General features: G+C 44.2%; 10 protein-coding genes. All 10 read right to left on the bottom strand.

Annotated elements, in window-relative coordinates; translation table 11 throughout:
- Positions 1-4: 4 nt before the first annotated feature.
- Positions 5-1,933: an EAL domain-containing protein gene (locus DW025_RS05840; RefSeq protein WP_119999153.1), complete on the bottom strand. Its 1,929-nt coding sequence runs from the start codon at positions 1,931-1,933 to the stop codon at positions 5-7.
- Positions 1,934-1,995: 62 nt separating this feature from the next.
- Positions 1,996-2,688: a glycerophosphodiester phosphodiesterase gene (locus tag DW025_RS05835; protein WP_117548810.1), complete on the bottom strand. Its 693-nt coding sequence runs from the start codon at positions 2,686-2,688 to the stop codon at positions 1,996-1,998.
- Entirely contained in the window at positions 2,681-3,109 is a 429-nt protein-coding gene (locus DW025_RS05830) for a hypothetical protein (RefSeq protein ID WP_117548809.1), read from the bottom strand. Before DW025_RS05830 ends, DW025_RS05835 begins: the two co-directional genes overlap by 8 nt.
- A gap of 9 nt (positions 3,110-3,118) precedes the next feature.
- Complete coding sequence (locus DW025_RS05825; RefSeq protein ID WP_117548808.1) at positions 3,119-4,654, bottom strand: Y-family DNA polymerase; 1,536 nt, start codon at positions 4,652-4,654, stop codon at positions 3,119-3,121.
- Between the two features lie 73 nt (positions 4,655-4,727).
- Positions 4,728-6,233 (bottom strand): MATE family efflux transporter, encoded by a 1,506-nt coding sequence (locus tag DW025_RS05820; protein ID WP_119999151.1) that lies wholly within the window; start codon positions 6,231-6,233, stop codon positions 4,728-4,730.
- Positions 6,234-6,258: 25 nt separating this feature from the next.
- Positions 6,259-7,254, bottom strand: a complete 996-nt coding sequence (locus DW025_RS05815; RefSeq protein ID WP_117548806.1) for an ROK family protein — start codon at positions 7,252-7,254, stop codon at positions 6,259-6,261.
- A gap of 233 nt (positions 7,255-7,487) precedes the next feature.
- Entirely contained in the window at positions 7,488-8,879 is a 1,392-nt protein-coding gene (locus DW025_RS05810) for a uracil-xanthine permease family protein (RefSeq protein WP_117548805.1), read from the bottom strand.
- 69 nt (positions 8,880-8,948) lie between these two features.
- Complete coding sequence (locus DW025_RS05805; RefSeq protein ID WP_117548804.1) at positions 8,949-11,243, bottom strand: xanthine dehydrogenase family protein molybdopterin-binding subunit; 2,295 nt, start codon at positions 11,241-11,243, stop codon at positions 8,949-8,951.
- 12 nt (positions 11,244-11,255) lie between these two features.
- Positions 11,256-11,726 (bottom strand): (2Fe-2S)-binding protein, encoded by a 471-nt coding sequence (locus DW025_RS05800; RefSeq protein WP_117548803.1) that lies wholly within the window; start codon positions 11,724-11,726, stop codon positions 11,256-11,258.
- A complete protein-coding gene (locus DW025_RS05795) occupies positions 11,717-12,517 on the bottom strand; it encodes an FAD binding domain-containing protein (RefSeq protein WP_165852745.1) in 801 nt (266 codons plus the stop codon). The genes DW025_RS05800 and DW025_RS05795 overlap by 10 nt, the downstream gene beginning before the upstream one ends.
- Between the last annotated feature and the right edge of the window lie 111 nt (positions 12,518-12,628).

The raw sequence follows: 12,628 nt of genomic DNA, 5'->3' as shown, positions 1-12,628 counted from the left end.
TCTCTTAGCCTTGGTTAACTCTCTTCACCTCTGATATGAACTTATCCTGTGGCAATGGTCTTGAGAAATAATAGCCCTGAATGTAATCCACTCCAAGATTGCTGAACTTCCTGAGGGATTTCTCCGTCTCCACGCCTTCCACTACGATCTTCATATTCATATCCTTAACCATGCTTATGGTGTTCTTGACAACCTTAATCATCTTGTCATCTGTGTCTATATCCGCAAATGTCTTGTCCAGCTTAACTATCGAAAACGGCATGGATGCTATCCTCTTCATATTGGAATAACCCGTTCCAAAATCGTCAAGTGAGAATGCAATACCATCATCTGTGAGACTGTTGATATTGTCCATCATTGTCGTCTGAGCATAGGCAGCCGCAGTCTCAGTAATCTCAAGATTTATCTGCTCATTGCTGACTCCGTAACGCTCCATCACTGCCCGCACGTCTTCTGATAACTCACTGCTCATGCACTGGATGACCGACAGATTCACCTCAACATATTCCAGTCCGAGATTCTTGAATTTCTCTCCAGCTATGAAACGGCACACCTCTTCAAGAACGAACTTACCTATCTTATGGATCATTCCATTCTCCTCCGCAGCAGGGATAAATATCTCCGGCGAAATGTATCCATACATATCATCATTTAATCTCAGAAGTGCCTCAGCACTGTTATATTTTCCAGAATCTATGCTGTATATAGGCTGATAGTAAACCTCAAACCTGTTCTCGGCAAATGCCTTCTCAAGTATCATGTCCATGTCCCGCATCAGATCATATCTTTCCTTGTTATAGATATCTCTGGCATAGAGAACACGGCCTGTATACTCGTGCTCAGCAAGCTCATCGCCAAACCGCATCACACTGTCAACATCCCCTATATCCTGAGGACATCTGGTGATACATATTATCGGCAATAGATTTATAAACATATCATTATACTTATATCCCTTCTTCAGCTTCTCATTTATCCACTCCGCAAAATCCTCAGCCTGATCCTTGATACGCTGGTTCATGACACATCTGAACATTCCGTTTCCCAGATAATACCACTCAACATCATATCCGTATGGTCTGCTCCACTCTAAAAAGTCTTCAGAGATCTCCCTGATCAGCTTATGATATTCCTCAACTCCCAGAATCCCGCGAAGAGTCTTGTCATTCTCCATAGTTATCATAACTATCGTTATATCAAGGCCATTATCCAGAGAATTTCTCACGTCGTCCATGTATCTTGTGATCTTGTTCAGGCCCGTGGCACTGCTTATAAACTGCTCCGGACTCTGTATCAGCAACGCAACGAACAGTAATCCAATCGCATTTGCAAACATCTCAATCGGAATATCCGGGTTAAACATCTGAAATACGGCCGCAACAACAACCAATGGGAATATCGCTATGGTTGATACAAATCTTCCTCTTGTAAGTCTCCTGTGGTATCTCGTAACAACCATGAAGCCCAGAATCATATAAAATATTCCGGCAACATACAGAAATGTCATGAAAAACTCTCTTCTGTACTCTCCCTGTCCGCCTATACTGAATACACACGGAGTGAAAAAATTAACTCCGAGCATGATTATGCACAGCAACGTTGGAAGTACCAGTATGAAACTCTTCACTTTACCTCTGAATATGTGTATGGCATCCACTATGTTCATCACATAAGTGGCATACATAGCCGATGAAACGACATGGAAAAAGAGATATCCCGTATGGAATATGTATTGGGTAACTACATGCCTTTCACCCATATTGTCAAATGCGATGGCGCCTATATCAAACGCTGTGGCAACCATTGCAATGGTCAGAACAAATTGAAACTGCCTGTTTAATTTGCCTCTGGTCATCTTCTTCATGATGACTGAGACCATGATAAGAGTAAACACGCAGAATGCCGCGTAATCAAAGTATAGTACTTTGCTCATATTATCCTCCTATGTACAACTCCTCCACCTATAGAATAATATAACAAATATTTCTAGGTCTTTCAACGCATTATATCCGGGCGGTCTGTTATCACTGCATCTACGCCCAGTCTACACATACGTCTCATCCAGTGTGGATCATTCACAGTCCACACATATACCGGTATGTGCTTGCGCTTCATTCTCTTCACAAATTCCTTCGTGCATAGAAGATAATTCGGCGATATAAAATCCGCTTTACACCGTCTCATTCTTCTCTCAGGAAAATACTCATTCAATCTGACACCGAGCTTAGCCTTTTTCTTACCGACAAGCAGTCCGGTCTTTATCCTCGGGTCTATGGCCTTCACATTGTACGACACTTTGTCCTTGAAGGATTTTATCGAGAACTCACCGTATCCAAATCTCCCCTTGACAAGATCTATGACACGCCTCTCGTATCCGCTCTCCTTTAATTCTATATCAAGACATATCTTTCCGCTGCAGAGTTCCAGGACTTCGTCAAGCGTAGGCACTCTGTAGCCTTCTTTTGATGCAATATCATTGATTCTGTTGTATGTCATATCTCCTATCTTTCTGCCGTCTATAGTTCCATCATGAAATACTATGAGTATATTATCACTGGTTTTCCTCACATCGAACTCCGCCATATCCGCCTTCAGATCTATAGCTATCTGAAACGCTTCAAGTGTATTCTCATGAGGCGCAAGGGCACTCGCTCCTCTGTGTGCTATCACCATAGTCTCTCTATTCATGCAAATATACATCTCCATTCTGATCAATATCTAAATCATATATATCATCTATCGGTATCTCGGTTCTGTCTTCCATAACTATCTTTTTCCCATATACGTCAACATTGCGTATATATCCCGACACATGTTCGTATCTTCCACCGGCTTTTCTGTCATCCTTTACAAAATACTCTATACTCACACATTTTTTGTCTGCATTATGCATTATATTCAACAGTTTCTGATCAAGAACCATTTTCTGACTCTCATCCAGCTCCAACTTCTCATCGGTGAGCCTTGCAGTCTCCGCTATGGCTGCTCCATGTCCTGTGAGTGCGGCAAATGGGGCAAACTGTGCTGCTCTGTCATGGATAGACATGTGCGGATGAACAGAGGACACGTGATGTGGAAGCTGTATTATGTCATCGTAATTATCTTCCATAAGCCCCTCCTAAGCCTTGTGACCGCCTATCTGTCCGTTCCTCTCTATCGTCGTACCGCCCTCCTCAAGATTCATTCCCTTAAGGACTGCATTTTTGCCAAATTTCTTCTTGAGCTCTATCATCGCTTTCTGCATGCTCTGCTCCCGCTTCATATCCTGCTGCTTTTTCTCCGTCTCTGCTGCCCCGTCTCCAAAATCATCAAACAGACTGAGCTGCCTTGATGACTGTTTCTCATGTGCCGCAGTATTCGATATGATATTGTTCGCCGTGACATATATCCTTCTGACATACAATAAAGGATCTACGATCTCTTCAAACAATCCGGTCACCGCATCCATGATGACCTGTGTAGATGATGTATACTCTCCAAGATTCACCGTTCCATGGGCACTTTTCGGTATTTTCCTCCCATACATATCTGTCTGTATCTCTCCGGAAAATTTTGCTCCCGCGGCGTTCTTTTTGAGATTATCTATATCATACCCCACTGTTATGACCATCTGATCTGTCTTGACATTTTTATCCACAAGATCCAGCACGAGCAGATCCGTCATCTCACGGATAATAAGTCTGGCTTTTTCATATTCGTATGGGCATGACAACACCTGTCCTGAACCTATGCTGTTCCTCTCCGGCTTGTAAGCCTTGATATCAGCAATGGTACAAGGCTCCCAGCCCCATGCATGATCTATGAGCAGCTCTGCATTTATACCAAATAATCTGTACAGCAGATCTTCGTTGTAATACTCATCGTCATGTCCCAGTGAGCATCTGGCGATATCTCCCATTGTATAAAGTCCATGACTCTCAAGTTTTCTCGCATATCCTTTTCCCACTCTCCAGAAATCTGTGAGCGGTCTGTGATTCCACAGCTTCTGTCTGTACGACATTTCATCAAGACTTGCTATCCTGACTCCATCCTTATCCGGGGCTATATGCTTTGCCTCAACATCCATCGCTATCTTACACAGGTAGAGGTTCGTTCCTATCCCTGCTGTTGCTGTTATACCGGTCTGTGCAAGCACATCCTGTATGATCGTCATGGCAAGATCGTGCGGACTCATCTTATATATCCCAAGATAATCCGTCACATCCATGAACACCTCATCTATGGAATACACATGCATATCCTCTGGTGCTACATACTTCAGATAGATGTTATATATATCCGTACTATACTTCATGTAATATGCCATACGTGGCGGAGCGGCTATATACGAAACCGCAAATTCATTATGCTCCGCAAGCTCATTGGAATCGCAGCTCTCCCCGGAAAAGTTTCCACCGGGTGAAAGTGTTCTCCTGCTGGCATTGACCTCCTTAAGCCTCTGCACCACCTCGAACAGTCTGGCTCTTCCAGGTATACCATAGCTCTTCAGCGACGGGGAAACAGCAAGGCATATAGTCTTCTCTGTTCTCGACGCATCTGCCACAACCAGATTGGTGGTCAGCGGATCAAGTCCGCGCTCAACACATTCAACCGATGCAAAGAAGGATTTCAGATCTATCGCAATATACGTTCTATCTTTCTTATCCCTATCCACAGCCAATCCCCCTGTCACTTCATGCTCAGTCTTAATCTTCTCTTTCTGATGCTTATGTGCCTTGGGTCACATACTATACAGCAGCCGTCTCAGCACCCTTCCCACCGGTCCGTGTATGCCCCAGCACTTTCCTCGATACGAGTATGTATGCGATTATCATCGCCGTACCTGTTATTATCCATGAAACTATATACACGTTCAAAAGCATGCCAAAAGAATGATATCGCGCAAACACCGTATATATCCATATGATCCTGAACACTACTGAACCCACAACTGTTATAATAGCCGGCAGCATGGATCTGCCAAGGCCTCTGAGTGCCGCAGCTGTCATCTCATATGTTCCTGTCATCGCCTCAAGGAGCATGACATGCTTCATTCTTATAAGTGCATACTTTATAACCTCTGTATCTGTTGTATAAAATCTCACAAGAAAATCCCCTGAAAGCATCATGACACTGCTGAACACAGCCGTCATAAGCATGCCCTCTAACATGGCAATCCTGAGAGCTTTTCTGCATCTCTCCTTCTCACCTGCACCATAATTCTGGCTCACAAATGTCACTGCTGCCTGTGCGTATGCGGATATGACAAAATATGCAAAATATTCAAAATTAAGACCCGTGGATGAGCCTGCCACAGCATCAGGACCAAAGCTGTTGATTCCGCCCTGTATCAGCACATTTGACAATGAGAAAACTGCCGTCTGTATCGCTGATGGAGCTCCTATCCTGAGTATCTTTCCCAGGCACACTTTATCTATTCGTATATTCTTTATATCGAGTCTGAGTGGACCTTCCTCATGCATCAATATATACATGACTATTCCCGTACTGACAACATTTGATATGACCGTTGCCATGCCGACGCCTGCCACTCCAAGTTTACACACACACACGAAGAACAGGTTGAGTACAACATTGAGTACGCCTGAAACTATCAGGCAGTAAAGCGGACGCCTTGTATCACCTATAGCTCTGAGCACAGCCGCTCCAAAATTATACAGTATGATAAAAGGCATACCTACGAAATAAATTCTAAGGTACAGCACAGCCTGGTCAAGCACCTTGGCAGGAGTATCAATAGCCTCAAGTATAGGTCTTGCCACAAACATTCCAACCACAAGCATAGCTATTCCGCATATAAGGGCGAACTTCACGCTGGTATGGACACATTTGCTTATTGAATCCTTCTTATTCTGGCCTATATAATGCGCCACAAGAACATTCACACCGACAGAAAGTCCCACAAATACATTCACAAATAGAGCAACGACTGCAGCATTACTTCCAACTGCTGCCAGTGCATCACTTCCCGCAAATCTTCCTGCCACAGCCACATCAGCCGAATTGAAAAGCTGCTGCAATATACTGCTGGCCGCCAGCGGCATTGCAAATATAAGCATCTTAATCGCCAGTGAACCATTTAACATATCCATCTCGTGCGATTTTTTTCTATAATCGGTGTTCTTTTCTGTATTCGTTTCTTTGCCTTTTTCTTTGCTTTTTTCTATGCTTCTTTCTTTACTCTTTTCTGCGCTCATTCTGATGTCCGTCTCTTTTCCGTCATTGTGTTTCATCCTGATATGATCTCCGTTTTCTTATCTAGTGAGCACCCTCATACTTCTGAAGATAGTTGAATAGTGCTCCTATGAGATTGGAATCGTTACCAAATTTGCACAGGCCCACCTGCATCTCATTATAAATCACTGAAAATTTCGCCAGTTTATCCACATACTTCTTCACGCCCTGTATAAATCTTGGTTCCGCACTGATTCCACCGCCAAGGAGTATGATGTCCGGTGCCAGCAGAACATGCATGTTCATACAGTGCTTGGCAATATTCAGATACCAGTCCTCAAGCACATCTATGACCGCCTTATCACCGGCAGCCTCCCACTCATATATCATCTCACCTGACACTTCATCTTCCCTCATGCCCTTGACTGCTGCCACCTCTCTTCTGAGTGAGCTTACCGATGCCTGCATCGTCCAGGTGACATTGTCCGGAAGTTTTACATGTTTCTTTGTATTCTTGAGATTCGCCTCAAGCGGTACAAGTTTGTCTATATTATCCCTGTTCACATCCTCAAACAGGTACGACATCTCACCGGCAACCATACCTCTGCCGTGGAGTATCTTTCTGTCTATGACTATTCCTCCACCGACACCTGTGCCAAATACCAATACAACTGCGCTGCTATAGTCCTTTGCATTTCCCTGCCATATCTCCGACAATGCTGCACATTTGCCGTCGTTCTCAAGCGCTACCTTAAGTCCATCGCATCTCTCGCTTACAAGCTCGCCTATATGTGCTTTGTCAAGGTAAGGCAAGGCTCCGCCGGCATAACATATTCCGTTGTCCACGTCCACCTGTCCAGGAAGTGATATTGCTATTCCTTGTATATCATATCTTTCCTTATATCCATCATATATCGACTGAATTGCATCAAGGAATGCATCCAGCCCCTGTTGTATGTTCTCCAGTCCATTTCCAAATCTTCCAGGTGTAGGGAATTTATTCTTCTCCATTATCTCAGCTTCTCTGTCCATCACACAGTGTTTTATAAATGTTCCGCCTACGTCTATCACAATGTACATATCTTCTCCTCCATACCGAATAGGTTTTATTACTATATATTTTTCTTCAAGCTAAAAAATAGCAGTCTCAAATGTATATACAGTATATATTATACTATATCGAACACACATTCGAAAACCACTATTTTTATGTTAGCATATTTTTTTGTTATCAACAACTACTTTTGTAGCATAACAACAAGTTGTGTACGCCACAGGGACGTTCCTTCTGTAACGAGGAGTGTCCCTGATTACTACTTTTCTTTAGGCAGGATAATATTAAGCAGAATTGCAACCATTGCCGCAGGAACAATTCCTGAGCCTCCAAAAACAAGCTGGAGCAGCTGAGGGGCATTTGCTAGGATACCAGGATTGGCTCCCATTCCATAGCCTACGCCCAGTGCTACTGAAACTATAGACAGGTTGCGTGCGCTTAATGGTTCCTTTGTTATGAGCTGAATACCACTGATAACTATCGAAGAGAACATCATAACCGCAGCTCCGCCAAGCACTGACTGAGGCATGATCGATACCAGTGCTGCAAGTTTAGGGCAAAGGCCACATAATATCAGAAATATCGCTCCTGTTGCAAGCGCAAATCTGTTGACGACCTTAGTCATGGCTACAAGTCCCACATTCTGGCTGAATGATGTATTTGGAAGGACTCCAAACACCGCTGCAAGAGATGAACCCAGACCGTCACACATCACACCACCTGAAAGTTCCTTATCTGTGGCTTCCCTTCCAAGGCCACCTTCCATAACACCTGATATATCACCGACAGTTTCCACCGCTGTTACAATAAACATTATGAGAACGGGAAGTATTGCACGCATATCAAACACCGGTTTTACAGGCATGAGCTGTGGAATCGCAAACCAGGAAGCATCTTTCACCTTGTCCCAGTTCAACACCCAGGCTTTTGTATATTCCACACCATCAGCAGTTATACCTGTTCTCGGAAGGACAAGTCCCATTATGATCGCCGCGATATAACCTGCGATTATTCCAAAAAGAATAGATGACGAGCTTAAAAATCCTTTTGTCCAGTGCTTAAAGAAAAGAATAACCACAAGGACAAATAATGCAAGCAGAAGGTTCTCCATGGAGCCAAAGTCTGCGGCATTATTTCCACCTCCAAACGAATTTATTCCCACCGATATAAGGCTGAGTCCAATTGATAAAACTACTGTACCTGTTACAACAGCCGGGAAAAACCTGCGCAGAGGTTTCAGGAAGAAACCAAGCACAGTCTCAAACAAGCCACCGATAATGGATGCACCCATAATCGCACCATACGCAAGCACTCCACCGCCCATGGTTGCCGCTACGCTGTTGAATACTCCTATAAAACCTGAAGATGTACCCATAATGATCGGTACCTTTCCTCCAACAGGACCTATTGAGAAAAGCTGTATCAGGGTGACAACTCCCGCGATAAGCATTGCGTTCTGAAGCAGCGAAAGCTGAAGATCAGCAAATTCACCACCGACCAGTCCGCATGCTCCTGTGATAATTAATAACGGTGTCAAATTTCCGACAAACATTGCAAGGACATGCTGAAGTCCAAGAGGTATCGCCTGGGAAAGAGGCATCCTTCCATCAAGCTGGAATGCTGTTTCTGAAAGTTTAAACTTATTTTTCATCTGTTGTTTTCTCCTGTATATTTTATTTTCATATTACAGATTCTGTTATTCTGCTTATGTTATCTCCAATTACTCTTCCGGCATGGACATAAGAATCTTCTCCGGTGTGATCGGCAGTTCTCTGTGCCATACACCTGTCGCCCTATATATGGCATGTGCAATAGCAGGTGCCGGAGTGTTGATAACTATTTCTCCTATCGATTTGGCTCCAAAAGGACCTGTAGGCTCATAGCTGTTTTCAAATTCCACTCTCAAATGCCCCATATCAAGACGGGTTGGTATCTTGTATTGCATGAAACTCGACTCTATCGGGCATCCCTTCGCATTGTAGGTGATGTTCTCAAACAGAGTGTGTCCTATTCCCTGGACTATGCCTCCCTCAGCCTGAACACGTGCCAGTGCCGGGTTTATGGCTATGCCACAATCCACGACTGCAGCATAATCCAGTATCTTCACTTCTCCTGTATATCTGTCAAGTTCTATCTCAACCATTCCGACCATATATGGAGGAGGCGAAACCGGAGACGAATGAGAGACTGTAGCTACAGCGGCAATATCATTTGCGACCTGATCCTTAACACTTATATCAGCCAAAGAAACGCTTTGATCTGTTCCTGTCCGATATGCCCTGCCATTTTCGAAATACATTTCATCCTGTTCACATCCAAGCATTCCTGCTGCAATTGCGCACAGCTTCTTCTTCAATTTATCACAGGCAAGCTCCACAGCCTTTCCTGTTACATACGTAGTGGATGAAGCATACGAGCCGGAATCATATGGTGAAGCATCTGTGTCTGCTCCAAATACCGCCACGTCATCAACCGAGCAATCCATACACTCCGCAACCATCTGTGCAAGGATAGTATCACATCCGGTTCCCATATCTGCAGCACCGATTATCAGGTTAAATGTACCATCATCCGCAAGCTTGACCGTTGCAGATCCTACATCCACATTCGATATACAAGAACCCTGCATGGCCATTGCTACTCCTGCAGCCCTGACTTTTCCGTTTCCCATGTTCCTGACAGGGTATTTATCATCCCAGTTAAATATCTCCTTGCATCTGGCCATACATCTGTCAAGAGCACACGCATTTGCCGTCTCGCCATAATACGCAGGCATCTTCATTCCCTCGCGCAGCATATTCTGCTCACGGATCACGGTCGGATCTATCCCCAGTTTCTCCGCAAGTTCATTCACCGCAGACTCAAGCGCAAAGATTCCCTGTGTAGCCCCATATCCTCTGTATGCACCAGCCGCCATAGTGTTCGTATATACAACATCATATCCAAACCTATATGCCTCAAGGCCTCCTGTATATAACGGGATGGACTTATGCCCGCTAAGTCCGACTGTTGTAGGTCCATGCTCCCCATACGCTCCAGTGTTGGACAGAGTATACAGATCAAGTCCTCTTATATGTCCATCGCGGTCTGCTCCCAGACGGACTCTCACCTCCATCTCATGGCGCGGTGAACCTGCGATCTGACTTTCCTGTCTCGTAAATATTATCTTAGCCGCACGCCCGGTCTTCATGGTCACAAATGCAGGATACACCTCACTTACCGCTGTCTGCTTTGCTCCAAATCCGCCTCCTATACGTGGTTTTTCCACTCTGATCCTGCTCTTTGGAATGCCAAGCGCTCTTGACAGAATACGACGTACATGAAACACGATCTGTGTAGAAGAAATTACATGAAGCCTTCCATAACGGTCAAGGTGTGTATACGTTCGAAAAGTCTCCATCATAGCTTGGTTAAAGGCTCTCATATGATATCTGTTCTCCAGCACCTCATCGCAGTCAGCTATAACAGCATCAACATCGCCATCACCGCCTACATCGCTTGCTATCAGGTTGCGTTTCGGATCGCCTCCTACCTGAACTGGCGGAAACCAGTCGTCCTCAGGATGAACCAATATTTCATTATCCTTTGCCTTGTGGAAATCCAGAACAGGCTCCAAGATTTTATATTTAACCTTTATGAGTTTCATAGCCTTAATTGCTGACTTTTCATCCTCAGCTGCTATGATTGCAACCACATCGCCCACACACCTCACATGGCGGTCCATAATGAGTCTGTCATACGGTGACGGCTCAGGATATGTCTGTCCTGCTATTGCAAACCGGCTATTTGGCACATCCTGCCATGTGTAAATATCTACTATTCCAGGTATTTTTTTTGCTATGGAGACATTTATATCCTCCACAATAGCATTCGCATGTGGACTGCGAAGCAGTTTCACAACAAGTGCATCACCGGGAGTGATATCATCCACATATACCGGTTTGCCAAGAAGTAACTGCATAGAATCTTTTTTTCTAACGGATTTATTAACTACATTATATTTTTTATGTTCCATGAGTTCACCCCTTTACCGTCTGTCATCTGCAGAAATTCTACTGTCTAAGTAATTTCGGATTCCTCTCAGTTGTCCCTCATATCCGGAACATCTGCACAAATTTCCGGCAAGATATGCCCTGATCTCATCATCCGATGGATCAGGATTTTCTCTGAGAAGAGCTATTGTATTCATCACAAAACCCGGGTTGCAGAAACCACATTGATCAGCACCCTGATCAGCAATGAACCCGGCAAATTCTGCTGCCTCATCCTGAAGGCCCTCAAGGGTCTGCACCTCGTGTCCATCTGCCCTGGCAGCAAGCATCGAACAGGAAAGGACAGGAGTCTGATCCATAAGCACTGTACACAGACCACAATTTGACGTCTCACAGCCGCGTTTCACACTATAACAGCCATGATCACGCAGAAAATCTATAAGGAGCATATCAGGAGCTATATTTCCCGAGACGAATTTCCCATTTAATTTAACTTTTATTTCCACTGCTGCTCCTCCTCAATCTTTTTCAATAATCTCTGTCCAAGCACACGTATCAGACGGCTTCTGTATTCTGCGCCAGCACGATGATTGCTTCCAACCGGGATCTTGTCAGAAACCCAACTGGCAAATGCTTTCTCTGTATCATCAGAAAGTCCCCCTGTGAGCAAGCCTTCTTCATCCAGAACAAGCATCGCCCTTCCAGGCCTTGCTCCCACAGCCAAACGGTATTCTCCATCCACGCATGATGCCGAACATGCAATGACAGGAAAATCTGTTCTCTGATTGCGGACTGATGCATAAGCAAAAACTCCGGGAGTTTTCCTGATGATCAGATGTACAATCACGTCCCTGTCCTGTTTCATGCCAACAAATTCCCTGAGAGGAATCATACCACCATGATAAAGCTCTACAAATGCATCCATAGCTAAAAAAACTGTCAGAATGTCTGAAAACCCGAAACGTCCCCATATGCTTCCGCCAATCGTTGCGAGATTTCGGAACTGAACTCCCACAATATCCTTCACCGCTTCGCATACTGCACCATGTGTATATTTGTTTAATCCGTCATGCAGCTCTATCTGACGGAGTGATGTCATTGCACCAATAATGAATTCGTCTTCTTTTTCTTCAATCTTATCAAGTCCCAGATCACACATATCTATGGCTGTCTGTATCAGGCGATCCTGCATTTTTGTCCAGAGCATTCCTCCGATAATACAGCTTCCCTTTTTCTGATTCAGTTCATATGCCTCATCAATACTTTGTGCGCGTACATAATTCTGTATTGTTACCATAAAAGCTCCTTTTAACATATAAACACAATTTTTCAAAATATATTATATTAAAACAGCTTGTCTTTGAAAAGATGCTTTGTTACAATACCGTTGTATTATTTCAAGAATAAC

The sequence above is a fragment of the Coprococcus sp. AF38-1 genome (assembly GCF_003603945.1).
GTDB lineage: Bacteria > Bacillota > Clostridia > Lachnospirales > Lachnospiraceae > Coprococcus > Coprococcus aceti.
The sequence above is the reverse complement of the archived record's forward strand: the minus strand, read 5'-3'. Positions and strand labels throughout refer to the sequence as shown.

Bases quoted from the DNA above. Each gene is read 5' to 3' on its own strand.
- DW025_RS05840 (WP_119999153.1), bottom strand. From the start codon at position 1,933: ATGAGCAAAGTACTATACTTTGATTACGCGGCATTCTGCGTGTTTACT.
- DW025_RS05820 (WP_119999151.1), bottom strand. From the start codon at position 6,233: ATGAAACACAATGACGGAAAAGAGACGGACATCAGAATGAGCGCAGAA.
- DW025_RS05815 (WP_117548806.1), bottom strand. From the start codon at position 7,254: ATGTACATTGTGATAGACGTAGGCGGAACATTTATAAAACACTGTGTG.
- DW025_RS05805 (WP_117548804.1), bottom strand. From the start codon at position 11,243: ATGGAACATAAAAAATATAATGTAGTTAATAAATCCGTTAGAAAAAAA.
- DW025_RS05830 (WP_117548809.1), bottom strand. From the start codon at position 3,109: ATGGAAGATAATTACGATGACATAATACAGCTTCCACATCACGTGTCC.
- DW025_RS05810 (WP_117548805.1), bottom strand. From the start codon at position 8,879: ATGAAAAATAAGTTTAAACTTTCAGAAACAGCATTCCAGCTTGATGGA.
- DW025_RS05835 (WP_117548810.1), bottom strand. From the start codon at position 2,688: ATGAATAGAGAGACTATGGTGATAGCACACAGAGGAGCGAGTGCCCTT.
- DW025_RS05795 (WP_165852745.1), bottom strand. From the start codon at position 12,517: ATGGTAACAATACAGAATTATGTACGCGCACAAAGTATTGATGAGGCA.